This window comes from Frankia sp. ACN1ag (assembly GCF_001414035.1).
In the GTDB taxonomy this organism is placed as follows: Bacteria; Actinomycetota; Actinomycetes; order Frankiales; family Frankiaceae; genus Frankia; species Frankia torreyi.
The window spans coordinates 109,825-135,853 of the sequence record NZ_LJPA01000014.1; the positions used below are offsets into that span (position 1 = coordinate 109,825).

The 26,029-nt window shown below is 72.9% G+C and carries 21 protein-coding genes; 9 read left to right on the forward strand and 12 right to left on the reverse strand.

All coding sequences use genetic code 11. The features are described 5' to 3' along the window. Positions 1 to 131: 131 nt before the first annotated feature. Together UK82_RS14775 and UK82_RS14780 are read left to right on the forward strand one after the other, a co-directional pair. A partial coding sequence (locus tag UK82_RS14775; protein ID WP_236705959.1) for a hypothetical protein occupies positions 132 to 791 on the forward strand: 660 nt, incomplete at its 3' end. A 119-nt stretch (positions 792 to 910) separates the two neighbouring features. Further along, complete coding sequence (locus UK82_RS14780) at positions 911 to 3,469, forward strand: AAA family ATPase (RefSeq protein ID WP_370657114.1); 2,559 nt, start codon at positions 911 to 913, stop codon at positions 3,467 to 3,469. Between the two features lie 19 nt (positions 3,470 to 3,488). Here the strand turns inward: UK82_RS14780 and UK82_RS14785 are convergent, their stop codons facing one another. Next, a complete protein-coding gene (locus UK82_RS14785; protein ID WP_083507200.1) occupies positions 3,489 to 4,844 on the reverse strand; it encodes an MFS transporter in 1,356 nt (451 codons plus the stop codon). A 207-nt stretch (positions 4,845 to 5,051) separates the two neighbouring features. Between UK82_RS14785 and UK82_RS14790 the strand changes: the two genes are divergently transcribed. After that, entirely contained in the window at positions 5,052 to 5,525 is a 474-nt protein-coding gene (locus UK82_RS14790) for a DUF222 domain-containing protein (protein ID WP_052680957.1), read from the forward strand. A gap of 125 nt (positions 5,526 to 5,650) precedes the next feature. On the opposite strand, the gene UK82_RS14795 is transcribed toward UK82_RS14790, so the two are convergent. The 6 genes from UK82_RS14795 to UK82_RS14820 all read right to left on the reverse strand — a co-directional run bounded on the left by UK82_RS14795 (position 5,651) and on the right by UK82_RS14820 (position 12,726). Next, on the reverse strand, positions 5,651 to 7,054 hold the full coding sequence (locus UK82_RS14795; protein ID WP_044883753.1) for an acyl-CoA carboxylase subunit beta: 1,404 nt from the start codon (positions 7,052 to 7,054) through the stop codon (positions 5,651 to 5,653). A gap of 393 nt (positions 7,055 to 7,447) precedes the next feature. Then, positions 7,448 to 8,674 (reverse strand): beta-ketoacyl-ACP synthase II, encoded by a 1,227-nt coding sequence (gene fabF, locus UK82_RS14800; RefSeq protein WP_044883752.1) that lies wholly within the window; start codon positions 8,672 to 8,674, stop codon positions 7,448 to 7,450. After that, on the reverse strand, positions 8,671 to 8,916 hold the full coding sequence (locus UK82_RS14805) for an acyl carrier protein (RefSeq protein ID WP_009742445.1): 246 nt from the start codon (positions 8,914 to 8,916) through the stop codon (positions 8,671 to 8,673). The genes fabF and UK82_RS14805 overlap by 4 nt, the downstream gene beginning before the upstream one ends. Before the next feature lie 175 nt (positions 8,917 to 9,091). Beyond that, a complete protein-coding gene (locus tag UK82_RS14810; protein ID WP_044883751.1) occupies positions 9,092 to 10,015 on the reverse strand; it encodes a beta-ketoacyl-ACP synthase III in 924 nt (307 codons plus the stop codon). Between the two features lie 20 nt (positions 10,016 to 10,035). After that, positions 10,036 to 11,064, reverse strand: a complete 1,029-nt coding sequence (locus UK82_RS14815) for an ACP S-malonyltransferase (protein ID WP_044883750.1) — start codon at positions 11,062 to 11,064, stop codon at positions 10,036 to 10,038. Positions 11,065 to 11,280: 216 nt separating this feature from the next. Then, positions 11,281 to 12,726, reverse strand: a complete 1,446-nt coding sequence (locus tag UK82_RS14820; protein ID WP_370657115.1) for a PucR family transcriptional regulator — start codon at positions 12,724 to 12,726, stop codon at positions 11,281 to 11,283. A gap of 647 nt (positions 12,727 to 13,373) precedes the next feature. Here UK82_RS14820 and UK82_RS14825 point away from each other — a divergent pair. After that, on the forward strand, positions 13,374 to 13,580 hold the full coding sequence (locus UK82_RS14825) for an RNA-binding S4 domain-containing protein (RefSeq protein WP_173667291.1): 207 nt from the start codon (positions 13,374 to 13,376) through the stop codon (positions 13,578 to 13,580). Positions 13,581 to 13,606: 26 nt separating this feature from the next. Here UK82_RS14825 and UK82_RS14830 read toward each other — a convergent pair whose 3' ends face one another. The 3 genes from UK82_RS14830 to UK82_RS14840 form a co-directional block, all read right to left on the reverse strand. After that, positions 13,607 to 14,131 (reverse strand): lytic transglycosylase domain-containing protein, encoded by a 525-nt coding sequence (locus UK82_RS14830; protein WP_044883749.1) that lies wholly within the window; start codon positions 14,129 to 14,131, stop codon positions 13,607 to 13,609. Positions 14,132 to 14,213: 82 nt separating this feature from the next. Further along, on the reverse strand, positions 14,214 to 14,969 hold the full coding sequence (locus UK82_RS14835; protein WP_044883748.1) for a tyrosine-protein phosphatase: 756 nt from the start codon (positions 14,967 to 14,969) through the stop codon (positions 14,214 to 14,216). 59 nt (positions 14,970 to 15,028) lie between these two features. After that, the gene (locus UK82_RS14840) at positions 15,029 to 15,757 is read right to left on the reverse strand and encodes an acetyltransferase (RefSeq protein WP_044883747.1); all 729 of its coding nucleotides are present in this window, start codon (positions 15,755 to 15,757) and stop codon (positions 15,029 to 15,031) included. Positions 15,758 to 15,912: 155 nt separating this feature from the next. Between UK82_RS14840 and UK82_RS14845 the strand changes: the two genes are divergently transcribed. Beyond that, positions 15,913 to 16,896, forward strand: coding sequence for an NAD-dependent epimerase/dehydratase family protein (locus tag UK82_RS14845; protein ID WP_044883746.1), 984 nt, complete (start codon positions 15,913 to 15,915; stop codon positions 16,894 to 16,896). A 19-nt stretch (positions 16,897 to 16,915) separates the two neighbouring features. On the opposite strand, the gene UK82_RS14850 is transcribed toward UK82_RS14845, so the two are convergent. Next, on the reverse strand, positions 16,916 to 18,892 hold the full coding sequence (locus tag UK82_RS14850; RefSeq protein ID WP_044883745.1) for a nucleoside-diphosphate sugar epimerase/dehydratase: 1,977 nt from the start codon (positions 18,890 to 18,892) through the stop codon (positions 16,916 to 16,918). Positions 18,893 to 19,055: 163 nt separating this feature from the next. Between UK82_RS14850 and UK82_RS37875 the strand changes: the two genes are divergently transcribed. The 4 genes from UK82_RS37875 to UK82_RS14865 form a co-directional block, all read left to right on the forward strand. Next, on the forward strand, positions 19,056 to 19,447 hold a 392-nt coding region (locus UK82_RS37875), incomplete at its 3' end, for a YveK family protein (protein ID WP_396230561.1). Positions 19,448 to 19,538: 91 nt separating this feature from the next. Beyond that, positions 19,539 to 20,984, forward strand: a complete 1,446-nt coding sequence (locus tag UK82_RS14855; protein ID WP_236705960.1) for a CpsD/CapB family tyrosine-protein kinase — start codon at positions 19,539 to 19,541, stop codon at positions 20,982 to 20,984. A 293-nt stretch (positions 20,985 to 21,277) separates the two neighbouring features. Continuing rightward, positions 21,278 to 23,179, forward strand: a complete 1,902-nt coding sequence (locus tag UK82_RS14860; protein WP_236705943.1) for a DUF4012 domain-containing protein — start codon at positions 21,278 to 21,280, stop codon at positions 23,177 to 23,179. 98 nt (positions 23,180 to 23,277) lie between these two features. Continuing rightward, positions 23,278 to 24,615, forward strand: coding sequence for a hypothetical protein (locus tag UK82_RS14865; protein WP_152989901.1), 1,338 nt, complete (start codon positions 23,278 to 23,280; stop codon positions 24,613 to 24,615). Between the two features lie 87 nt (positions 24,616 to 24,702). Here the strand turns inward: UK82_RS14865 and UK82_RS14870 are convergent, their stop codons facing one another. After that, positions 24,703 to 25,929 (reverse strand): FAD-dependent oxidoreductase, encoded by a 1,227-nt coding sequence (locus tag UK82_RS14870; protein ID WP_236705961.1) that lies wholly within the window; start codon positions 25,927 to 25,929, stop codon positions 24,703 to 24,705. Positions 25,930 to 26,029 lie beyond the last annotated feature (100 nt).

The following is a 26,029-nucleotide window of genomic DNA, read 5'->3' on the forward strand; positions in this document are numbered from 1 at the left end:
CCGCCGGTCGAGGCCCGACAGCGGAGGGNATGGAGCCTCACCCTTTTTGGTGAAGGTTGTGCACGTCGGGCGGCTTCTGGNCCACACTTTTCGGAGGAAAGCGATATGGACCCATGGCCCGGCGCCGCACCATGCGTTCGACCTTGCGAGGCGGGAGGTTTGCCGTGGCGGCTCGACGTCGGACGACCCGTCCGCGCCGAAAGTCTCTCCCAGGCACCCTGCTACTGCTCACGGTAGCGGCGGCGGTGCTTTTGGTCGGCGGCTGCGGCTCGCCGAGTTACGAATATGTGACAAACAAGAAGGACGGCGCGTTTCTCCGGGTTCCGAACGGGTGGAATCACCAGGAGATGCCCGGCCCGGCCCTGTTCGGTATCGATGCCCGCAACGTCAGTCCCGAGATGCTGCAGGGGTTGATGTCGCGGGAATGGGTCGTGGGCATCGACGCGGCCCGGCGATTCGACGACTCGCGCCTGCTCGTCCCGGACGCCACCCTGCCCAAGGGGTTCGCGCAGGTTCGCCACCTGCTGCCGGAGGAGGCGAACGCGGTGTCGACCAACGACCTGCGCAACTTCGTCCTGTCGGTGGACGACGCGGTGGCCGCGCAGGAAAAGGCCGTGCGCCAGGACCCCTACGGCGCCCGGCTGACGCCCGACTTCCTGCTGCTGGCGGACGAGGTCGTGCACAAGAAGGACGGCGTGCACGGGGTGCACCTCGTCTACCAGGTGCAGACCGACGCCGGCCTGGTCACCATCGACCAGACGAGTCTGCTCGACAACGGGCAGACGGTTCTCNACCAGCTCATCCTCGCGTGTTCGTCGCTGTGCTATGCGCAACACGCAGACCAGATCGGCGATGTGGCCAAGTCCTTCACGATCGAGCCGACGGACCGAGGGCAGTAGGGATGGGCGTGATGGACCACGCAGACGGGATCCGCGCGGACGGGATCCGCGCTGACGGGCCGGACGGCCCTGTGCCGCCCGGCGGGCCGACGGCGTCGACTGCGACGGCGCAGCCGGAGACGACGGCCAAGGGCGACGGGAAGCCGCGCCGCCGACCGCTCCCGCTGTGGGACCGGGTGAAGTTCCTGATCCTGCTCGGCGCCGTGTTCCTGTTCGTGGTGGCTGCGGACGTCTCCGGCGATCCGCTGATGACCTGGGGCGACGCGTTCCGGATCCAGGCCAGGAAGAGCGCCTGGGTGCTCGTCCTGTTCGGCCTTGAGGTGCTGCATCAGCTCCACATGCTCATCGCCGAGCGGTGGTCGGCCTACCACGTGTTCTGGACCGACCGGGTCTTCGGCCGGGCGGAGCGCCGGATGCTGCGGCTCAACGACTGGAACCGCTACCGGCTCAGCCGCGCGGCGAAGTGGGTCGTGGCGCTCGCCCTCGCCCTGTTCGTCTACGCCCGGCTGTCCCACACCTCGGTCTTCGACGCGCTCGTGCAGGTGCCGGGTGATCTGTGGAAGGCCATCCCGTTCGTCCTGCAGATCGTCCTGCTGATGGTCCTGGTCGTCGGCCAGTTCGTCGTCATGTTCTGGTTCCTGTCCAAGGGCGGGGTCGACACCTACTTCCCGGAGGACATCACCACCCGCTTCGCCGACGTGTGGGGTCAGGACCACGTCGTCAGCCGAGTACAGGAGAACGTCTTCTACCTGGAACGGCCCGAGGAGATCGAGAGTCGCGGCGGGCACGTGCCCGGCGGCATCCTGCTGTGGGGGCCGCCCGGCACCGGCAAGACGCTCATCGCGGAGGCGGTGGCCGGGGAGACCGGCAAACCCTTCGTGTTCGTCGACCCGGGCGCCTTCTCGGCGATGTTCATCGGCGTGGGCATCCTCAAGGTGAAGTCGCTGTTCCGCAAGCTGCGCAAGCTCTCGCTGCGCTACGGCGGCGTCATCGTCTTCTTCGACGAGGCCGACACGCTGGGCAGCCGCGGCGCGCTGAACGGCGGCTTCGGTGGGATGGGCAGCGGGGCGCGGTCGTGGTTCGCCCGCCAGGGCGCGCCCGCGGCCGGGGCGTCCCGGATGGCGTCGGGCATGGCCGGATCGGGCCCGGCGGGACGCCTCGCCGACCCGTTCGGCGCGCGGGGCGACGGCGGATCGCGTGACCTGTGCAACGGCCTGTCCTACCTCAGCTCCGCCGCCCGCTCGGAGATCACCCGGGAGCAGGCGCGGGAGCAGTTCGTGATGGGCGGTGGTGGCGGCGGGTTCGACGGCACCCTGCAGGCGCTGCTCACCGAGATGTCGGGGCTGAAGAAGCCGCGTGGGTTCCTCAACCGGGTGGTGCGCCGCACGCTCGGCATGCGTCCGAAGCCGCCGCCGAAGTACCGCATCCTGGTGATGATGGCGACGAACATGCCGCAGTCGCTGGACGAGGCGCTGCTGCGTCCCGGCCGTATCGACCGCCAGTACAAGGTCGGCTACCCGAGCAAGGAGGGCCGGATCCGCACCTTCGAGGGGTACCTCGCGAAGGTGCGCCACGAGCTCACCCCAGAGCAGATCGACCGGCTTGCCATCATGAGCCCGGAGTCCACCGGCGCGACCATCAAGGACACCGTCAACGAGGCGCTGGTGCAGGCGGTCAAGGACGGCCGCGAGGTGATCACCTGGCAGGACATGCTCCGGGCTCGGGTGATCAAGGAGTACGGCCTCGCCGACGACCACGAGCACATCGACCGGGAACGGCACAGCATCGCCCTGCACGAGGCGTGCCACGCCGTCGTCGCCTACCGGATGCAGCGCGGTCGCGTGATCGATCTGGCGACCATCGAGCGGCGCGGCGGTGTTGGCGGCTTCGTGGCCCACGTCGCCGTCGAGGACCGGATGTTCATGTGGAAGTCCGAGATCGAGATCCAGGTGATGGTCTCGCTGGCCTCCCTCGCCGGGGAGCGGATGTTCTTCGAGGGAGACAACACCGTCGGGGTCGGCGGCGACCTGCGCAGCGCCACCCTGCTCGTCGCCAACTTCATCTCCTCGGCGGCGATGGGCGAGACCCTGGCCTCCCGGCTGTCCATGCTCGAACAGCAGATGGGTAACGCCTCCATCGACGCCGACCGGCCCTTCGGCGAGCAGGTCGAGGTCAAGCTGCGCGAGCTCTACGAGCGCACCGAGGCGGTGCTGGGCGCGAACCGTCGGGAGATCCTCGCCCTGACCCACGCCCTGGAGACCCACAAGACGATCACCGGCGAGGATGTGGAAGCCATCATGGAGGGCCGCACGGGGCCCACCGTCGACGGCCGTCGATACCACGAGCCGGACTTCCTCAACGTCGCCGAGCGCTACCATTCCGACGCCGTGCGGGCGCATCGCGGCCAGACCCGGGAGCTGCACAAGCTGCCCGAGCTCGGCCGCGCGGCGGCGAGCAGCTCCGCCGAGGCGGCAGGGTCGTCGTTCACGGTCCCGGCGGCGGCCCCGCCGACCCCACTCGCCGGCCGGCCGTCGGCCACGGGTCAGGGCCAGGAGGCCCCCGGCAACTAGGTCGAGTGACCGCTGAGGGTCATTCGATCGCCTTCGCCCGCCCCGCTCTGCCCCGTGCCGGGGGCTGGGTGTCGGCGGCCGGGGAGGGGCGTAGCGAGGCGAGGGCGAACACGGCCGCGGCGAGGGCCGCGCCGGCGGCGAGTAGCAGGCCGGCGCGCGGGCCGAAGGTCTGCGCGACCCAACCGGCGATCGGCCCGCCGAACGGGGTCGTGCCGAGGAACGCCACCGACCACAGCGCCAGCACCCGCCCGCGCATGGCCGGGTCGGCGGAGAGCTGCACGGTCGCGTTCCCCGTCGAGATGAACGCGACGCTCGTCCCGCCCACCAGCACGAGCGCGGCCAGCTCCAGCTCGATGGAGGGCGCGGCGGCGGCGAGCAGGAACGCGATGCCGAAGGCCCCGGCGATCACTCCGAGCGGCCGGACGCCGATGCGGCGGCGACGGGCCACCAGCAGCCCGCCGATGACCGCGCCGGCTCCCATGGCGGAGGTCATCATGCTGTAGGTCGCCGCGTTGCCGCCGAAGGTCTCCCGCGCCACCAGCGGCAGCACGACCTGGAACTCGTACGACAGCGCGCCGATGACCAGCATCATGATCAGCGGAATGCGCAGCGCCGGGGTGCGTCGGACGTAGGCGAAACCGGCCCGTAGCTGCCCCGGCGCCCGGTGCACCGGCGGCCTCTCGTACAGCGCCGAGGTGTCCATGCGGTGCAGGGCGACCAGCACCGCGCCGAACGACGCCGCGTTGATCAGGAAGCACCCGGCCGTGCCGACGGCCAGGATGACCACGCCCGCGATGGCCGGTCCGACGATGCGGGCCGCGTTCACCGTCACCGAGTTCAGGGTGATCGCGTTCGGGAGGTGATCGGAACCGACCATCTCCTGCACGAAGCTCTGCCGGGCCGGGTTGTCGACCGCGCTGCACAGGCCGATGAGCGCCGCGGCCACCGCGACCATCCACAGCCGGGCGGTGCCCGTCAGATCCAGCACGCCCAGGGCCAGCGCGGCGAGCCCGGAACCGACCTGGGTGATCATCAGTAGCTGTCGTCGGTTGGTCCGGTCGGCGATGAGGCCGCCGTAGGGCCCGAAGAGCAGCACCGGCAGGAACTGTGCGGCCGTCACCAGGCCGAGGGCGGTTCCCGAGGCGCCCAGCGACAGCACCAGCCAGCCCAGGGCGATGGTCTGCATCCAGGTCCCGCACAGCGAGACGACCTGCCCGGTGAGGAAGCGGCGGAAGTTCGGTATCCGCAGGGCGGCGAAGGTGCCGCCGCTCGGTGCGGCCACCACGGCTGATCCAGCCGTGGCACTGGTACCGGGGTCCGGCCGGTCCGGCTCCGTCGCCGGGGGCCGGCCGGGACTGTCGACCTGCAGGGACATGCACACACCTCCAGGCGGATCAACGCCTGGCGGCGAATCGTTATTTCGCAACAGGTAAACATCTTGCCCGATGGTGACGGAGCTGAGTCGGCGGTTGGCTTTCGCCGCAACCCGCTCTACTATGCGAACATACGTTCGATTGATGCGCCGTGGGGTGGGCAGAGTTCCGCCCGAGTCCGGTGCGGTGCATCGGTGCGGGAGGGGTTGGTGATCGTGATCGATGTCGAGGCGTTGCTGGGCGGGGTCGTCGCCGTCGACGCGCGCGAGCTGCCCGATGCGGAGGTCGCCCTGCTGGTCGTCGACGTCCGCCGGCTGGTCGACGCCACCGACGCGCTGTGGATCCGGCTGCTGGCCGAATTCGACCGGCGCGGGCTGTGGCGGCTCGACGGTGCGCGGTCGGCCGCGGCCTGGCTGCGGCGGGAATGCCGGCTGGTGCACCCCACGACGGCCACGGCACTGGTGGTCGCGCGTGCCGTCGAGGCGCTGCCGGCCTCCGGTGAAGCCTTCCGCGCGGGCAGTCTCAGCTTTGAGCACATGCGGGCGATCGCGCCCGCCGCCGCACCGGAGCGGCGTGAGGTCGCCTTGCGGGCGGATCCGATCTTCGCCCGCGCCGCCCTGTGGATGAACCCGCGGCAGATGAGCAACGTCGTGCGCACCTGGATGCAGTTGGCGGACGGATGAGTGCCACGATCGGGCGGTACAGACGCAGGGGAAGACGGTCGGGGGCGGAACGGTCTCCGGCTCGGACCCCGGGTCAGGGGAGTCCGAGGGTACCGGGAGACGGGGCGCGGTGGCCCCGGTGGCCGCTACAGCGGGATGTTGCCGTGGACGTTCTTGTCGGCGCGGGCGTCGGCGAGCGCGCTGGCCAGCGCGGAGGCGACAGCGCCTCGGGTCGCGGCCGGGGTGACGACGGCGTCGATCACACCCAGCTCGACGGCCCGGTCGATGCCGCCGACGGTGCGGATGTGCTCCTCGGTGAGCTCCGCGAGCACGTCCGGTCGGCGCTGGGCCGGCACCTCGGCCAGCTTGCGCCGGTGCAGGATGCCGACGGCGGCCTCCGCGCCCATGACGGCGACCTGCGCCGTCGGCCACGCGAACACGGCCGTCGCCCCGAGCGAGCTGGCGTTCATCGCGATGTACGCGCCGCCGTAGGCCTTGCGCGTCACGACGGTGACCCGGGGCACGGTGCACTCGGCGAAGGCGTAGAGCAGCTTCGCCCCGCGGCGGACGACGCCCTCCCATTCCTGCCCGACGCCCGGCAGGTAGCCGGGCACGTCGACCAGGACGATCAGCGGCACGCCGAACGAGTCGCACATGCGCACGAAGCGCGCCGCCTTCTCGGCGGAGGTGGCGTCGAGGCAGCCGCCGCGGCGCAGCGGGTTGTTCGCGACCACCCCGACGGTGCGGCCACCGAGCCGGCCGAGCGAGGTCACGATGTTCGGGGCCCACTTCGGGTGCAGCTCGATGCCCTCGCCGTCCAGCACGGCGTTCACCAGCGGCCGCACGTCGTAGGCCCGCCGCGGGTTCTCGGGCAGCAGCTCGGCGAGCTCGCGCCCGGCGACCTGGCCGATGTCACGCTGGTCGGCGAGCAGCACCGCGAGCGCGCGGGTCCGCTCGATCGCCTCGTCCTCGGAGTCGCAGGTCACGTGCACGACTCCGCTGCGCTTGGAGTGCACCTCGGGGCCGCCGAGGCTGGTGGCGGTGCACTCCTCGCCTGTCACCGATCGCACCACGTCCGGGCCGGTGACGAAGACCTTCGCCTCGGGCCCCATGATGACGATGTCGGTCAGCGCAGGGCCGTAGGCAGCGCCGCCCGCCGCCGCGCCGAGCACCAGCGAGAGCTGGGGGACACGGCCGGAGGCCCGGACGGTCGCGGCGAAGATCCGTCCGACACCGTCGAGCGAGGCGACGCCTTCCTGCAGTCGGGCGCCGCCGGAGTGCCAGATGCCGACGACCGGGCAGCCGAGCCGGACGGCGGACTCGATGGCGTGGACGATGCGGGCGCAGCCGTCGCGCCCCATCGCCCCACCCTGTACGGTCGGGTCGGTGGCGAATGCGACGACTTCGTTCCCGTCGACGAGGCCCTGGCCGGCGACGACCCCAGAGGTGTCGCCGGCTGCGAACAGGGACACCGTGTCGGCGTCGAAGAACCGGCCAAGCCGGGCCTCGGGTGTGCGGGGGTCAACTCGGTCGATCGTGGACAGACTCACCGTGCGTCTCCTTGCCTGAACGGCGTCGGACCGGTTCATCGGCCGACGCGCGACCACCTGGGGTACGCGCCGGCACCCGCGAGACACTCGGTCCGGCGACCATGGGCGCCCGCCGCACCGGCGGGCGGTGCCGTGGCGGCGGTGGGGCGGCCGGCGTCACGGCGACATCTAGGTGACTGCGATGGGCGGATCTGGTGCAGCGCTCAGCGGCGGAGCAGGGGTGGTGCTGAGCCAGGCGGGCACCCGTTCGGTGCCTCACCGCCGTCGCTGTGGCCGGCGGATCCGGATCCGCGCCTGGCTGGGCGCGGCATGCGGCTCCGCCGGCGTCCCGACGGTGACGGCCGGGTGCCCGGCCGGTACGGGGCGGCGTGGGCCGTCCCCGCGGCGGGGTCGTCAGACCGTGAAGGCCAGACAGACGTCGTGGCCGCCGAAGCCGAACGAGTTCGACAGGGCCGCGCCCGTGCCGATCTTGCGGTTGTCGATGCTCACGACATCGAGCGCGATCTCGTCGTCGAGGGCGTCGAGGTTGCGGGTCGCCGGGACGATCCGCTCGCGCAGGGCCAGGATGCTGACCACCGCCTCCACCGCGCCGGCCGCCCCGAGCAGGTGACCGGTCATCGACTTGGTCGACGTCACCGCGACCTCGTCGATGTGGTTGCCCAGCGCGGAGCGCAGGGCCACCGCCTCAGCCACATCACCCGACGGGGTCGACGTGGCGTGTGCGTTGATGTGGATGATGTCGGTGGGCTCCAGCGACGCCGAGCGCAACGCGGCACGAACGGCCCGCGCGGCGCCGGCACCGGTGGGATCCGGCGCGGCGATGTGGTAGGCGTCCGAGCTGATCCCGGCGCCCGCCAGCGTGCCGTGGACCCGCGCGCCGCGGGCGGCGGCGTGCTCGGCGGCCTCCAGGACCAGGATCGCCGCGCCCTCGCCGAGCACGAAGCCGTCCCGCGCCTTGTCGAACGGGCGGGACGCCGTCTCCGGCGTGTCGTTGCGGCGGGACAGGGCCTGCATCTGGGCGAAGCCGGCTATCGGCAGGGCCGCGATCGCGGCCTCGGTCCCGCCGGCGATGACGACGTCCGCCCGACCGGCCCGGATGATGTCCAGCCCGAGGGCGATGGCCTCCGAGCCGGACGCGCAGGCGCTGACCGGGGCGTGCACGCCCGCCTTGGCCTTGAACTCCAGGCCGACCGTGCTCGCCGGTCCGTTGGGCATGAGCATGGGCACCACGTGCGGCGAGACCCGCCGGGCACCCTTCTCCCGCAGCACGTCGTGCTGGGTGAGAAGGGTGATCACGCCGCCGATGCCGGAGGCTACGCAGGCCGCGAGGCGCTCCTGGTCGACGTCGGGCGAGCCCGCGTCGGCCCACGCCTCGCGGGCGGCGACCAGCGCCATCTGCTGGCTGCGGTCGAGGGTGCGTGCCTCGACCCGGCCCAGCGGGAGTTCTGCCGCGAGCGGCGCGCCGATCTGGACCGGAAGTTGCTCGATCCATTCCTCGGTGAGCCGCCTGGCGCCGGAGCGGCCCGCGAGCAGACCCGCCCACGTCGAGGCGACATCGCCACCGAGGGGAGTGGTTGCCCCGAGGCCGGTGACGACGACCTGCCTTGGGGTTGTGGTCACGCCGCCACACCAGCCCGCTGGATGTACGAGACCGCGTCGCCGACGGTCTTGAGGGACTTCACGTCGTCGTCCGGGATCTTCACGGAGAACTTCTCCTCCGCGGCGACGACCACCTCGACCATGGACAGCGAGTCCACGTCCAGGTCGTCGATGAAGGTCTTCTCGGGGGTGACGTCGGCGGGGTCGACACCGGCGACCTCTTCGAGGATGACGGCGAGACCGGCGAGAATGTCCTGGGACACGGTGGTTCCTCCTGTGGGATCTGGGCTCTGGTGGCGGCGGTGGCTGCGCGCGATCAGGCGATCGTCGCGGGCGTGCGCCGGGGTGCTGGTACCTGGGACAGGGGTGTGGCGGGCCCGGTCATCGGACCGCCGGGGGCGCGGCGCGCGGACATCCGCGCCGCGAGGTCAAGCAAGGTCACGGGCATCGCACGACCTGCCCGCAGTAGGTCAGGCCGGCGCCGAAACCGAACAGCAGCACCGGGTCGCCCCGGCGGATCTCGCCGGTGTCGAGCAGGCGGGCGAGCCCCAGCGGAATGCTCGCGGCGGAGGTGTTGCCCGAGTCGACGACGTCGCGGGCGACGGCGGCGTTCGTGGCGCCGATGCCCGTCGCGAGTGCCTCGACGATCCGCAGGTTGGCCTGATGCGGAACGATACCCGCGAGCTCGTCGGGCGCCACGCCGGCCCGTTCGCAGATCTGCCGCACGGTCGGCACCAGGGAGATCGCCCAGCGGAAGACCGCCTGGCCTTCCATGCGGAACATGTTGTCCCCGTAGCCGGGGACGCGAATCACCTCCGGCCGGGAGCCGTCGTGGCCCCAGACCGCCGGGCCGATCTCGTCGGTCTCGGCCGCGCCGATCACGGTCGCCCCGGCGCCGTCGGCGAGCAGGATGCAGGTGCTGCGGTCATCCCAGTCGGTGTAGTCCGACAGCCGCTCGGTGGCGACGACGAGGACGTGGCGCACGCTGCCGGCGCGAACCATGTCGGCGGCCGTCGACACCGCGTAGCTGAACCCGGCGCAGGCGCCGTTGATGTCGAACGCGCCGGCCTGGCCGGCCCCGATGCGGTGGGCGATCTGCGGCCCGGCGCCGGGGATCTGCGAGGGCGAGGTACAGGTCGCGCCGATGACGAGGTCGATGGTGTCCGCCGTCAGGCCGGCGGCCGCGAGCGCCTTCTCCGCGGCGGCCGCGCCCATGGCGACGGTCGTCTCCTCCTCGTCGGCGATCCGCCGGGTGGCGATGCCGGTGCGGCTCTGGATCCACGCGTCCGAGGTGTCGACCCGCTGGGCGATCTCGTCGTTGGTGACGACCCGCGCCGGGCGGTAGACGCCGAGCCCGAGCATCCGGGCTCCGCCCGTGGCGCTCACGCCCGCACCCCGACGAGGGCCGCGTCGCCTGCCGGCAGCGCGTCCGGCGGCGTCCGCGGCGCTGGGCTCGCCGGCGCCTGGCTGAGGTGGTCGGTGCCGACGTGTTCGGCGATCAGGTCGCGCGCGGCGGGCAGGTCGTCCGGGCTCTTCACGGCGAGGATCTTCACGCCGGGCAGTTCGCGGCGGGCGATTCCGGCCAGGGTGCCGGCCGGTGGCAGCTCGATGACCGCGGTGACACCGAGCTCCCGCAGTGTCGCCAGGCACAGGTCCCACCGCACCGGCGCGGCGACCTGGGCGACGAGTCGGGAGACGAGATCGGCCGGGTCCGTGACGATCGCGCCGTCGGCGTTGGACAGGGTCGCCACCCGGGCCACGGCCGGCCGGATGCCGCCGGCGACGGCGTCGAGCGCGTCGCGCGCCGAGGACATGTGGTGGGTGTGGAAGGCACCGGCGACGGACAGCGGGCGCAGCCGGACGCCCGCGGGCGGCTGCGCCGCGAGCCGGGCGAGGTCCTCCGTCGTGCCGGCGGCGACGATCTGGCCGGCGCCGTTGCGGTTCGCCGCAGTCAGACCGAGCTCGTCCAGCCGGGCGGTCACCGCCTCCGGCTCCCCACCGAGCAGCGCCGTCATTCCGGTCTCGGTCCGCGCGGAGGCCTCGGCCATCGCGCGGCCGCGCAGGGCCACGAGGACCAGGGCCTCCTCCGCCGAGAGGATGCCGGTGAGGGCCGCGGCGGTGATCTCACCGACGCTGTGGCCCGCCAGGACGAGCGAGGTGGTACCGACCGGGGCGGCGACCGGCAGGCCGAGCTGTTCGGCGGCGATGAGACCGCTGGCGACGATGAGCGGCTGAGCGATCGCCGTGTCCCGGATCGTCTCGGCGGGCGCCTCGCACCCGACCTCCAGCAGATCGATGCCGGCCGCGGCCGACCACCAGCGCAGCCTTTCCTCCGCCCCGGGGAGGCCACGCCAGGCGCGGAGCTGTCCGGGGGTCTGTGCACCCTGGCCGGGTGCGAGGATCGCGAGCACGTGACTACCTAACCCTTCGCGAGGACTACTTGTCGCTGGCGGCCACTCACCGATGTCCCGACCGGGCGTTGTAGATGGCCTACAAACCGATCTGCCGTCACCGTGAATTCGTTCGTGCTGCGGGCATCGGGCCGGATTCGCGTGACAGGCCAGCAGAGTGGCCTGATGTGACCGTTCTCGCACTGGGGTGCGACGACTCCGGAGCGATGCACCCGATCATGTTTTCCCTGTAGATAACGCACCGTCGAGGCGTCCCAGGACGAGCGCAACATGCAGGATGAAACGCTCCCGGTGATCCGCCGGGTCGAGACCGCAGACCTCCGCGGCCTTCCGTAGCCGGTAACGGACAGTGTTGGTATGGAGATAGAGGGCTCGGGCCGTGGCCTCCAGGGACGAACCGAAGTCGAGGTATGCCCCGGCGGTCTCCAACAACGGCGTGCCCGCGTCGCGCAGCGGCAGATAGACCTCCTCGACAAGCGCCCGCCGGGCGTCGGCATCCCCGGCCAGCGCCAGTTCCGGCAGCAACGCCCGGGCCTGAACCGGCCGGGGCGCGGCCGGCCAGGCGGCGACGACGTCGGTCGCGGCGAGCGCCACCCGAGCCGCGCGCGGCGCGCCGGTCAGGTCGGCGACGACCGGGCCGACGACGACCGGCCCCGGACCGCAGGCGGGCAGCAGCGCCCGGGCCGCGTCGAGCGCGGTGTGCACCGCAGTGCCGGGCTGCCGGCCCGGCGCCGGGCCGCTCGGCGTGCCTGCGCCGGTGGGGCCGCCAGCGGTCGCGTTGTCGCCGGCCGCGGTGGCGGTCGCCATCCCGTCGGGTCGGCCGGTGCTGTCGGAAGTGGCGAACCGGCCGCCGACCACCATCACCAGCCGGTTGTGATGGACCCCGGCGAGCACCTCCAGCTGGGCCGCCCGGGCCAGCCGGTGCACCTCGTCGACCACCGCCTCCGGCGCGTTGCCCTCGGCCCCGCCGACGATGACGGTCACGGCCGGCGGGTTGCGCCAGCCCACCGCCGCCGCCCGTGACGGCAGCGCCCGGTCCACCTCGCCGCGCACCACGTGATCGACGACCAGCGCCTCCAGCCGGGCGTCCCAGGCGCCGCGCTCCTCGGCGGCGCGGGCGTAGACGACCGCCCCGGCGAAGGCGATGTCGCGGGAGTAGCGCAGGACGTCGGCGAGCAGCCGCAGCTCGTCCTCCGGGCCGGCCATGTTCGGCACCTCGGCCTCGATCGCCTCCACCGCGACCCGGACCAGATCGACCAGGCGGCGGAAGGTCACCGCCCGCACGAGCTCGCGTGGGGCGACCCGGAAGACGTCCTCCGACAGTTGCCGGGCATGCTCGGGCCGCCGGCACCACTCGACGAACGAGGAGATACCGGCCTGCACCACGAGTTGGATTCCGGCCCGATGGCTCGCCGACATGGCCGGAAACCAGGGCAGGACCTCGCTCATCCGCGCCGCGGCCCGGGAGGCGAGCATCCCGCTGGAGCGTTCGACCCGTCGGACCACGTCCTCGCCCGTGCGGCCGACAGTCGCCGATCCCGACCCATCGCCGGTCTGGACACCCGTGCGCAGGCTGTCCAGCGGGGGGATGCGCTGGTCCGGGTAGTCGTCGAGGGCGGGTAGCTCGCCCGGGGCCGCGGTGCCGAGGGCGGGGGTGCGCACGCCGCGCCTCGCCCGCCCGCGCGCGGCGATGCGGCGTCGCGCGGCCGCCCGATCGGCCTCGGCCGGCGTGGGGTCGCCGTCCCCGTCGCCCGCCGAGGCAAAGGGACCGTCCGCCGGGGCGCGTGGTTCGCCTGATGGGGCGCGTGAATCGTCCGAGTCGAGCAGGCTGTCCGGCGAGTCACCTGGGCCGTCCGGTGGACGGAGTGGGTCGGCCGGCGCGGCGGGTGAGCCGTGGAGTGGGGCTTCTCGACCGTCCGGCGCGGCAGGCGGGGGCGCGGCGCGCGGTGCCGGCGGGCCGCTGCCGGGCGTTTTCGCTGGTCGCGGGGATCCGCTGCCGCGCCTGCCCGTCCCGTCCGACGGGTCCGAGGGGATACCTGCCACGTCCGCCAGCATGCCTCAGCCCTCCGCCCGGGATGTGGATTGTCGTTCCCGAACGGTGGTCCGGACGGGCCGGTGACGCGGGTGAGCGGGTGTGTTCACGGTCGCGCCGGCCACGCCCGATGGTGCCTGTGCGGGGCGTCGGCCGCGAGCAGCCCGCTGTGCGGCGTGTCCGGCCCAAGGCCGGCGGACCGGGCGGGCTCGACGGGGTGGGTGCACCGGGGGATGCCCCGCGCGCCCGGCCACGGGTACCGGCGATGCTTGAGGGCATGCGTGAGGTGAGCATCCAGGGTGACGCGATCCGGCTGGGCCAGTTCCTCAAGCTCGCCGACGTCGTCGGCGTCGGGTCGGAGGTGAAGGGGCTGCTGGCGGGCGGCCTGGTGCGGGTCAACGGAGAGGTGGAGAGTCGCCGCGGGCGTCAGCTCGTCCCCGGCGACGAGGTCGTGGTGCCGGGGGAGCGGCTGCGGGTGGGCTGAGGAGACCGACGGCGCGGGCGGTCTGGTCAGAGCTGGTCGGAGTAGGTGTCCGCCCAGTCCCGGACCTTCGTCACGTACGCCTGGGTCTCGCCGATGTCGGGGATGCCGCCCGCGAGACGCACGGCGTCCGGCCCGGCGTTGTAGGCGGCGAGGATCAGCGAGACGCGGTCCCCCGGCAGGTGAGCGACCTGTTCGGCGAGCCGCGATTCGTAGTACGCGGCGGACAGGATGGCGTCGCGGGGGTCCAGCGGATCCGCCACACCGTCCTCGTTGCCGTCGAGCCCGAAGGCCGCCCAGGTGGTGGGCAGGAACTGCATGATGCCGCGGGCACCGGCATGCGACACCGCCCGCGCGTCGAACTTGCTTTCGACGCGTGCCTGCGCGGCGAGCTGGGCGGGGGTCAGGATGCCGTACGCGGTGGCGGCCGAGCGGAACACCGGGATCAGGTCGTCCGGCACGCGGTGGGTCCGCCGCAGGATGCCGCAGCTCGCCACCAGCGTGACCGCGAGCAGAACGGCCAGGACCGCTCGCAGGGACACCCGGTGGTACATGTGCGCATCTTCCCCCGGCGGCGGTGGGGTCGGTGGGGTCCGGTCAGTCATGGCAGTCCGGACGGTCCGCTGCCGGCGTGGACTAGGCGACCAGGCTCTGACGCAGCGCGGTCAGGTCCGACTCGGCGAGACCCGCCTTCAGGGCCCAGGCGGCCGGGCCGCCCCAGCCGGCGTCGACGCCGGCGAGGAAGCCCCGCATGACCTCCGGGCGGCAGGAGAGCTGGTCGGGCGTGAGCGGGGCGGTCGGCCGGTTGTAGGAGGGACGCTTCGCCAGGCGCGCGTTGACCAGGTGGATCCGCTCGTTGGTCTGCGCGTAGTCGGCGACGATCGCGTCCCGGTCGACCCCGGCGATGCTCAGCAGCAGGGCCGCGAGGACGCCGGTGCGGTCCTTGCCGGCCGCGCAGTGGAACAACGCGGGGCCCGTGGTGGGCTGGGCCAGCACCCGCAGCGCCTGTGCCACGGCGGGGCCGGCCAGCCGCAGGTAGTCCAGGTAGTGCTCGATGCGGTCGACCGAGTCGAGGTCCCGGACGATCGCGGGGTACCGCGGATCGTCCGGCATCACCCACTCGCCGGGCAGGAACGACAGGTTGTGATAGTCGATGGGATGTGCGGCGAGGGGCCCCCGGCCCTCCCGCGCCGCCTCTTCCCTGGCCCGTAGATCGATGATCGTCCGCAGGCCGAAGGTCTCCCGCAGCAGCAGGACATCGGCCTCGGTCAGCGTCTGCACCGAATCGGAGCGCAGGAACACGCCGTGCCGGGTGGCCGCTCCGTCGACGGTGGGCAGCCCACCGAGATCGCGTACGTTGTCGCAGCCCGCGAGGTTGAACCAACGCTCCACAAGGCGATCCTAGGGCCATGGGTGGCACCCGCCGGGCCGAAACAGGCGAATCGGTGCCCTCAGCCCGATGTCGGGGCGTCGCGTTGGCCGGGCGGGCGGCCGGTGCGGTCGCCGGGCGGCCGCGGTCGGTCGGGGGCGGCGTCGATCGGCCGGGCGGGCACGCCCGCGACGACCTGGGCGGCGCGGATGTCGTCGGTGACGACGGAACCGGCGCCGACGACGGCGCGGTCGCCGACGTTGCGGCGGGCGACGATGTTGGCCTGGGCGCCGATCCACGCCTGGGCGCCGACGGCCACCCCGCCGGAGATCCGCGCTCCTGGCGCGACCGTCACGTAGTCGCCGAGGCGGCAGTCGTGGGCCACGCTGGCGCCGACGTTGACCACCACGTGCCGACCGGTGCGGACGTTCGTGGTGATGCTGGCCAGCGCGCAGACCACGGTGCCGGGCCCGAGGCGGACGTCGCCGCCGAGGCTGGCGCGGGGGTGGACGAGAGTCGCGGGGCGCCGGCCGTGGACGCTGGCGTACCGGTCGACGCGGAGGCGGGCGGCGGCGTCACCGAAGCCGATCAGGTAGTCGGCGTCGAGGCGGCCGAGCAGGTCCAGCCCGCCGAGCAGGGGCGCGCCGCGGCGGGCGACGGGGTCGGGGTCCGCCGACCCGTCGTCGAGGAAGCCGAGGAAGGTGTAGCGGGTCCGGCCGTCGGCCATGTTGACCGCCTCGACCACGTCGAGCAACTCCCGGCCGTGGCCGCCGGCGCCCACGATGACCAGCGAGCGCGGGTGGTCGGGCACGCGGTGACCCTAGACCGGCGTCACTATGAGTTCAACGTGACACTCAAGGTAGCCGTGTGGGCGGTGTTCTCGGCCGCCTCCGCGCGGGGTGGTCGGCGGATCGGGTCGACTCAACTACTATCAGCATCCTTCTGAATTCGAAGGGTGATGAATCGGTGAAGGTAGTCGTGACGGGCGGTGCCGGTTTCATCGGTGCCCACCTGACCAGAGCGCTGCTCGCCACCGGGGCCGAGGTGGTGGTGATCGACGATCTCAGTACCGGGGCGGTGTCGAACCTCGCGGGCCTGCCCGTGAAGCTGGTGATCGGCAGCGTCACCGACCGTTCCCTGGTCGAGGAGGCGTGCACGGGAGCGGGGAGCATCGTGCACCTGGCCGCGCGGCCGTCGGTGGAACGTTCACTGCTGGACCCCATGGCCACCCACACGGTCAACGCGACGGGCACCCTGACGGTGCTCGGCGTCGCCCAGCGCGCCGAAACCCACGTCGTCCTCACGTCGTCGTCGTCCGTCTACGGCGGGGCGGGGCCGCTGCCCCGCGCGGAGGACGCCCCCACCCTGCCGCGTAGCCCCTACGCGGCCTCGAAGCTCGCCGCGGAGGGGTACGCGCTGGCCTATCAGGCCGGGTTCGGCCTGCCCGTGCTGGCCGTCCGGCTGTTCAACGTGTTCGGCCCGTACCAGTCGGTGGGGCACGCCTACGCCGCCGTCGTCCCTTCCTTCATCGACGCCGCGCTCGCGGGACGGTCGCTGACGGTCCACGGCGACGGCCGCCAGACCCGGGACTTCACCTACGTGGCGGGCATCGCCGACATGCTGTGCGACGCGGCGGTGCGCCGGGTGAGCCACCCGCGGCCGGTCAACATCGCCTTCGGCACCCGCACGGATCTGCTCACCGTCATCAGCGAGCTGGAGCGCATCGTCGGGCGCCGGCTGAGCGTGCACCACGACGCCCCTCGCACCGGCGACATCCGCGACTCCCAGGCGGACGCGGCGACGATGCGGACGCTGTTCCCCGATGCGACCGGACTGGACCTCGCCGCCGCGCTGGAGGCGACGGTCGCCTGGTACGCCGACCGGACCGGCACCACACCGGGCGCCGGTCCCGGCGCGGTGCCCGGTGCACCGGCATCCGAGCGATTCTGACCCATCGCCGCCCGCCGGGTCACGGCGTGACGGGCCGGGTGGCGTCGGAGCGGTCCGCGGTCGGCTGGCGGGGAATCAGGCCGGCCGCCGGGGCGGGCGGGGCGGCCGGGGTCTCGACAGCCGCGGTGGCGGGGACGAGGACCTCCTCGCGGGCCAGGGCGGCGAGCTCGGCCAGCACCTGCGCCGGCGGGGCCCAGGGGTCGAGGGCGAGCGCCCGGGTCGGGTCCAGCGCGGGCACATCGACATGCGAGATCAGGGGATGGTGCGGGCGCTGGTCGGTCTCGCCGTCGCCGAACAGCTCCTCGTGCAGCTTCTCCCCGCGGCCCAGGCCGGTGTAGACGATCTCGATCGGCTGCCTCTCGCGAGCCGCGAGCCGCGCGGCGACGTCCGCGATCCGCACCGGGTCGCCCATGTCGAGGACGAGGGCCTCACCGGGGGCGCCGAGCGCGCCGGCCTGCAGCACGAGCTGAACGGCCTCGGGGATGGTCATGAAGTACCGGGTGACGTCGGGATGGGTGACCGTGATCGGGCCACCGGCGGCGAGCTGGCCGGCGAAGACGGTGAGCACGGAGCCGTTGCTGCCCAGCACGTTGCCGAACCGCACGCTGACCAGCGTTCCGTCGGCCTCCCGGGCCAGGTGGGCGGTGAGCCGTTCGGTGATCCGCTTCGAGTAGCCCAGCGCGCTGACCGGGTTGGCGGCCTTGTCCGTCGAGATGTTCACCAACCGCTCGACGCCGCAGGCCACGGCCGTCCGCAGGATCGCCAGCGTGCCCCAGACGTTGGTCTTCACCGACTCCCCGGGGAAGCGTTCGAGCAGGGGGAGGTGTTTGAGGGCGGCGGCGTGGAAGACGACCTGCGGTCGGCGCTCCATGAACAGCGTGGTGACGAGGTCGAGGTCGCGGATGTCGCCGAGCACGATCGCGTCGTCGTCGAGCATCGCGCGGCCGGTGATCGACAGTTGCACCGCCCGCAGCGCGGACTCGTCCCGGTCCAGCATGATCAGTTCGGCCGGACCATACCCGGCGATCTGTCGGCACAGCTCCGAGCCGATCGACCCGCCCGCGCCGGTCACCAGCACCCGGCGCCCCACCAGGTAGCTCCCGGCGGCGGCCATGTCGGTGCGGACCTGGCGGCGGCCGAGCAGGTCGGCGAGGTCCAGGTCGCGGATGTCGCCGACGCCGACCCGTCCGTCGATCAGATCGGCGACCTTGGGCAGGACCTTCACGATGAGACCGACGCTCTCGGCGATTCTGCTGATGTCCCGGAGCAGTCCGGCGTCCGCGCTCGGGATGGCCACCAGCAGGGTCCTCGCTCCGGTGGCTGCCGCAACCGGGCCGATCGACTCCCGTCCGCCGAGCACCCGGACCCCGAACAGGCGCAGGTTGTGCAGGTTCGGGTCGTCGTCCAGCAGGGCGACGGGGTAGTAGGGGCTGTCCTGGGTGCGCAGCATCGCCGCGAGGACCCCTTCGGCTCCGTCGCCGGCGCCGAAGATCAGCACCGGCTCGGCGCTGTCCCGGTTCGGCCGGCGTAGCTGCTCCTCCACCAGCCGCCACAGGTAGCGCACGCCGAACATCACGACCAGGGTCACCGCACCGCCCAGCAGCGGCACGCTCAGCGGCATCGGGCGCGGCGAGCTGAACACGGCGATGACGACGAGCACGCCGACGTTCGTCAGCAGCACCGCCACGAGCAGCCCGAGGACCTCCTCGAAGCCGCCGAAGCGGTAACGCCCCAGATAGAGGTGCAGCGCCGTGCCCAGGAAATGGAGCAGGCAGACCGCCAGGGCGCAGATCACCCAGAAGTCGAGGTCGGCCAGGGCGTCGTGGGCGAAGTCGAACCTTCCGAGCTGGGCCGACGTGAGGCCGAGGACCATCGCCGCGCTGTCCAGGGCGATCTGCAGTCCGACCCGTTGGCGGAGGTTGAGCCTCAGGACGCGCCGCGCGAGGTGCGCTGTCCGCCGCCGGTCGACCGTGCCGTCTACTCTACGTCTCCACATGAGGTCATAGGGTAAGCGTGACTGAGAGTAAAATAATCGCTACTCATCGAGTATGTTGAGGCGATCCTCGATGACGTGAGTGGTCGGTACATACATCCCGGAGGGTGGTCGACGAGTGGAACTGCGCGACTATGTCCGCGTCCTTCGCCGCAGCTGGATGCTCATGGTGGCCTGCGTGGTGCTCGGCGGCCTGCTTGCCGCCGCCTCGACCTGGCGGGCGACGAAGGAGTACGCCGCGTCCGTGACCATGGTCGTCTCCTCGCCCGACAATGCCGAGGGCGCCGCCTCGGCCTACCAGGGCGGGCTGCTCTCCCAGCAGCGGGTGAAGTCCTACGCGAACCTCGTGGCCAGCGAGCGGGTGGCGGCCTCGGTCATCGACCGGCTCCACCTGAAGTCGACCCCGGAGGCACTGCGGGGGCAGATCTCCGCGCAGGCGGTCCCGGACACCGTGCTGCTGCGCGCCACCGTTCGCGACCGGGTGCCGAGAAGGGCCCAGTCGATCGCCGACGCGGTCGGCGAGTCGTTCTCCGTCGCCGTCGCCCAGATCGAGGCTCCNGCGGGCAACGAATCGCCGTCGGTTCGGGTGAGCGTCTGGGAACGCGCCAAGCTGCCGGTCTCCCCGGTCTCCCCGCAACCGACCCGCAACATGGCTCTCGGTCTGCTGCTCGGGCTGATTGCCGGCGTGGCGGTGGCGCTCGTCCGCTTCCGCCTGGACACCAGCATTTCCGGGGTGGAGGACGCGCGGGAGTCGACGGACCTGCCCAACCTGGCCGTGATCGCCTTCGACACCGACGCGGTCCGCCGGCCGCTCATCACCAACGCCCGGCTGCACTCCGCCCGCGCGGAGGCATTCCGTCAGCTTCGCACCAACCTTCAGTTCGTCGACGTGGATGCCGGCCCCCGGTCGATCCTCGTCAGCAGCTCCGTGGCGGGAGAGGGCAAGACCATCACGATCTGCAACCTGGCCATCAGCCTGGCCCAGGGCGGTGCCCGGGTCTGCCTGATCGAGGGCGACCTGCGCCGCCCGTCGTTCGGGGACTATCTCGGCGTCGAGTCCGCGGCGGGCCTGACCTCCGTCCTTATTGGCGCCGCCGACCTCGACGACGTGCTGCAGCCGTGGGGCGAGGGCCGCGTGGGGGAGGGTCGGGTCGAGGTGCTCGCCTCCGGACCGGTTCCCCCGAACCCCAGCGAGCTGCTGGGCTCCAAGGGCATGGCCGATCTCGTCGCGCTCCTGCAGGCCCGGTTCGACATCGTACTGATCGACGCCCCGCCTCTGCTCCCCGTGACCGACGCGGCGGTGCTCGCGACCCGGGCCGAGGGGGTACTGCTGGTGGTGCGGGTCGGCCGGACCCGTCGCGAGCAGCTTCGCCGCGCCGCCGAGGCGCTGCGCGCGGTGGACGCCCGGATGGTCGGCACGGTACTGAACATGGTCCCGACGAAGGGGCGGGACGCCGCCTACTACTACGGCCAGTACGGCAACTACGCGCCGCGAGGCCGGCACGCCCGCTCGTCGACGCTACGGGCGGCCAGCATCCCCGCGCCGGACGCTGGCGTCGGGCCCGCCCGACCGCTCGGCGCGCCCGCGTCGACCGGCGCGTCGTCGTCGGGATCGTTCCCGTCAGGAATGTCGTCGTCGGGCTCGTCGTCGTCGGCCGCCGCGGCCGGCCGTTCCGGTGGCACCCGAGCCGCGGCCGGGGACAGCGGGCGTGGGGCCATCTCCGTACCGGCCGCGCGGGAACCGATCGATGCGGATCCGGCCGCCTCGGCGGAATCCGGCGAGCCGGGAGACCTGGCCGGCGCCGGGCTGCGCAGCGGCTCCGCTGTTCCGGGGCACGCCCGTACCCGCCGGGGTGAGACTCGGCCGGGCGACGCCGGCAGGTCGGCGACGAAGCCGCCCGCGGATCGCCACACGCCCGGAGGCCGGCCCGACGGCTCGGCCGGGACCGACAGCTCACCCGGAACCGGCAGCTCGCGGAGTGCCGGCAGCTCGCGGAGTGCTGGCAGCTCGCATGGTCTCGGCGGCCCGGGTGGTACCGGCTCCGCCGCGGCGACGGGCGGACGCGACTCCACCCGACCGCCGTCCAACCGGTGACGGCTGGGAATTCGGGGGCTGAGGGATCCGGGAACAGCGGTGCAGGCGGCCGCCCGGACGCAGGACAGGCCATTCCGCGCCAGCTCGGCGTGGAGTCCGCCCCGGACGGCGTGCCGAGCCGGGCCGGGGCGCGTTCGGCGTCCTCGGCCGGCAGGCCGGCCGACCGGGGTGCGGTGGCTCCTGCGCCCGGGACTGTCACCGCTGCCCCCGGTGAGATCGGTGCCGCCGGTCAGCCAGGTGGGTCTGAGGCGATCGTTGCGTCCGAGTCGATCGGCGCGGCGGATGCGAGTGGTGTGGCAGATCCGGCCGGGGAACAGACCGTGGCCGGGGAACAGACCGTGGCCGGCGCGAGCGGCGGGCAGCCCGCGGGCGGAACAGCGTCGTCCCGCCGACGCGGCGGACGGGCCCGCTGGCTGATCGGGGGCCTCGCTGTCGCGTTTGCCCTGATCGCGGGCCTCTCCGGCTGGGTGGCCGTCCGCGGTCTGATGGCGCACTCGCAGCTCGACGAGGCCCGTACGCGCATCGCGACGTTGCAGCGGCAGGTGCTGGCCGGGGACATCCCGGCCGACGATGAGCTCCGGGCACAGGTGGCGGGGATCGCCGAGCGGGCCCGGGCTGCCCGGTCACTCACCGGCGACCCGGTGTGGTCGGCCTTCGGACGGCTGCCGTGGGCAGGCTGCCCGCTGCGCTCGGCGGCGGCGCTCGTGCGGGCCGTCGACACGATGGCCGGCGCCGGGCTGCCGTCCGTCGCGGACCTCGGCGGTGACCTCAATCCGGACCGGCTGCGCCACCAGATGACGATCAACGTTTCCGCGTTGGCGGCGGCCCGCGTCCCGGCCGAGCGGGCCGCGGCGGCGCTGTCGGCGCTGTCGGCGGCCGCCGAGAGAACCGAGACCTGCGGCTGGCCGGGTCGGGTCAGCGGCGTCGAGGACGCCCGCGCCGAGGTGATCGACCGCGGGCGAACCCTGTCCGGGGCGTTGGACAGCGTGGCGCTGGCAGCCCGCATCGGGCCGGACATGCTCGGAGCCTCCGAGCGGAGGCGCTACCTGCTGATCGTCCAGAACCCCGCCGAGTCCCGGGCGACCGGCGGGATCATCGGCGGCTTCGGCCTGCTGACCGCGGATCGGGGGCGCCTGTCCCTCGACGGCATCTCCGGCAACGGCTCGCTGCCTGGCGGTCCCACCCAGCAGACCCCGGCCACCGTGCTACCGGGCCCGTTCGCGGCGCGCTACGCGTCGTTCTGGCCGGACCGGGTGTGGGCCAACGCCAACCTGACGCCCGACTACCCCACGGTCGGCAAGCTCTACTCCCATCTCTACCGGACCGGGACTGGCATCGACGTGGACGGCACCATCAGCGTCGACCCGACCACGCTGTCCTATCTGCTGGCGGCCAGCCGGCCTGCGGTGCTGCCCGACGGCCAGGTCGTCACCTCGGCAAACCTGGTCGACCTCGTCGAGTCCAAGGTGTACGCCCGCATCCCGACGGTGCCTGCCCGAGACCGTTTCTTCGCTCAGGTGGGTCAGGCCGTCTATGCGGCGGTGGAATCGGGCAGCGGGGACACGACGAAGCTGCTCACCGCCATGTCCAAGGCGGCCAAGGAGGGGCGACTCAATCTGTCAAGCAACCACTCCGATGAGCAGGACGTTCTTTCGACGACCGCGCTGGGTGGCGCGCTGCCGACGGGATCCGGCCCCTATCTCGCCGTCGTTACGCAGAACGCCACGGCAAGCAAGCTCGACTACTGGCTTCGCCGCCGGACCAGCTATCGGGTGCAGCGGCTGCCGAACGGAGCCGGCGCGGTGACGATCGCCGTCCAACTGACCAACATGGCCCCCGACGGCCTGCCGGAGTACGTCCGCAAGCGCGAGGATGTCCGGAACTTCGGCGGCAACCCGCAGGCCCAGAACAACCTCTGGCTGTCGGTGTACACGGGTCGGGGCAGCCTGTTCGCCGGTGCTCATCTCGACGGCCAGCCGCTCGGGCTGACCAGCGGTTCCGAGGACGGTCTGCCCATCGTCTCCACCTACCTGACCGTCGATCGTGGCCAGACCAGGACCCTGGAACTCAAGGTGCTCGAGCCGCAGGCGGGCCCCGCGCTCGCGGTCCGTCCCCAGCCGCTGCCGGTTCCCGAGCGCCTCGACGTCGAGGGGGTGCCGGTCACCTCCCCTTGGTCACGCAGAGTCAAGAACTGACTATGGAGAGTTGTAGACACGGAGAGTAATCATCGCTACTCTCTGTGTATTCAATCATCCAACTGCTTGACCTGATGATCCGCAGGGAGAGTGCCTGTATGAAGTTCCGATCCCTCGGAGTTGCGCTGGTGGCAGGCGGCGGCATGGCGCTCGCCGCCCTGCCGGTTTCTCCAGCTGCGGCGCTCGACACGCCCATCTTCGGCCCCGACGGCCCGGGCGACCCGGGCGGCCCCGACGGTCCGGGCGGCCCTGACACCGGCTATTCGCCGGTGGGCGACGCGGGCACCGTGTGTGCCGGTCCGACCGGGGCGGGCACCCTCGACGATTCCGTTGTCACTGTCGGTGAGACCGTGACATTCAGTGGTTGCGGATTCCTCCCGGGCACCGAGGTCGAGATCGCGCTCGACGGGGAGTACCTGTACCACGCCCAGGTAACGGGCGGCACGGGTGAGTTCAGCGCGCCGGTCAACCTCCCCAGAACCGGCCAGCACACCATCACCGCGGTCGGCGAGGGCATCATCGCTTCACCGCCGGACTCGGTTACGGACTCGCCCTCGGTCGCGGACTCGCCCTCGGTCGCGGACTCGCCGGCCGTGCCCGGCGGCCCGGAGTCGCTCGACGATCAGAGCATCCCGGCTGACCCGGGTCTGGTTGCCGGGCCGGGCGGCCCCGAGCAGCCGGGCCTGCCCGGCGGTCCGGGGGGACCAGGTGGCCCCCCCGGCTACGAGCCGGGCAAGGACAGGTCGATCCTGCCCCCGATCAACACCGGGCTGGCGGTTCCGCTCACGCCCGCGAAGCAGGCGTTGCAGACCCGCGTCGTCAGCGCCTCCGTGCTGGTGATCGGGTTCGGCGAAGACGGCATCGAGGGCCTGCCGTTCAACCCGGGCTGGATCGGCAACTGGATCAACGACTTCGTGTTCGACCACAACGGCAGGCATCGGAACGACCGCGACGACTGCTTCGGCGACAAGGACGGCCGGGACAACAAGGACGGCTTCGGCAAGGACGGCCGCGACGGTAAGGACGGGTTCGGCAACAACGGGTTTGGTAAGGACGGGTTCGGCAACAAGGACATCCGCAACGACAAGGAGCTGCGGGCCGACGAGCTGGGCGGCTCGGACTTCCGTGACGGCAAGGACGACTGGTTCGGGGACAAGGACGACAAGGACCGCGACAAGCGTGACGGCGGCCCGTGCTTCGTCGGCGTCGGCGTCGGCGCCGGGGTCGGCGTGGTCGGCGCGGGCGCGGGTCTCGGCGCGGGCGCGGGTGTCGGCGCCGGTGCCGCGGCGCCCGCCGGCGGTGCGCTGCCCTTCACCGGAGTCGAGACCGGGGCAATGGCCTCGATCGCGGTGGCCCTGCTCGGCGGCGGTGCGCTGCTGCGGGTCGCCGCTCGGCGTCGCCGGGGTGCCGGCGCCACCACGCGTACCGAGGCCTGATCGAGCCCGGTAACGCGAGTCGGGTGCGGCCGGGACGGGTGTGTCAACCCATCCCGGCCGCACTCACGCGTGCGGTGGGGTTCCGGCTCAGCGCAGCGGGTCGAAGGGGGCCAGGTCGGCCGCGGGCGTGCCGACGACGATGGCGTCGGCGAGCAGCCGGCCGGTGACCGGGCCCAGGGTGATGCCCCACATGCCGTGGCCCCCGGCGACGAACACCCGTGGCGACGCGGTCGGGCCGATCAGCGGCAGGCCGTCCGGCGTGCAGGGACGCGGCCCGACCCATTCGTGGGTGCGGGTGTCGAGGTCGACCCCGCGCAGCAGGCCACGGGTGGCCTCGACCACCGCGCGGGTGCGGCGCGGATCCGGCGGTGCGTCCGGACGGCGAAACTCCATCATCCCGGCGACCCGCAGGCCGTCGCCGATGGGCGTGCAGGCCACCCGGGAGGCCGGGAAGTAGATCGGCCCGCTGGGCGGCCGCTCGGTCGTGACGTGGAAGCTGTAGCCGCGGCCGGCCTGCACGGGCAGGCGGACCCCGAAGGGTCGGGCCAGCCGGGGCAGCCAGGCGCCGGTGGCGAGGACGGCGGCGTCGAACAGGCCCGCCGCGGGGAGCGGGCCGAGCACCTCGACCCGGTCGCCGACCTCACGCACGCCCGCGACGGCCGTCGTCTCGTGAACCGCACCGCCCCGGGCCCGCACGCTTTCGGTGAGGGCCGCGACGAACCGTCCCGGGTCGCAGAACCGCTGCCCGTGCACGGAGGCGACGTAACGGACCTGCTCGGACAGCAGCGGCTCGAGGTCGCGGGCGGCGAGGGGATCGAGCACCTCGGCGTCGACCGGCTGGCCGGCGGCGCGCACCTCGGCGAGCTCGACGAGCAGCGCGTCGAGGTCGGCGCGGTCCTGGTAACCGGCGAGGAAGGGCGCGGCGGCCCGGGTCGGCGCGGTCACGCCGCCCGCCGCGAGCTCGTCGAACGCGCCGAGGGCCGCCCGGGTCAGCGGCGCGAGTGCCCGCATGGCGCGCCGCCAGCGACCGGTCGTGCTGTGCCGGACGAATCCGGCAACGAAGCGGGCGAGCCCGGCGTCGGCGACCGGCGGCACGTACACCGGCGAATCCGGCCGCAGCAGCACCCGTAGCCCGTAGCGCAGCACCGCCGGCTCCGGCAGCGGGGTGGCGAGGCCGGGGGTGAGCCAGCCCGCGTTGCCCCACGACGAGCCGGCGCCGGCCCAGGTCGGCCCGGTGGTGAGCCGATCCCGGTCGAAGACCGTCACCCGCACCCCGCGCTCCTGCAGGAACCAGGCCACGCACAGCCCGACCATCCCGCCGCCGACCACCGCCACTTGATCGGGAACGTCCCGCGCCCGCCTGTCCACCGTCACGATTGTCCGCCGGCGGCCGCGGGAGCGCCGCGGTTCCGCC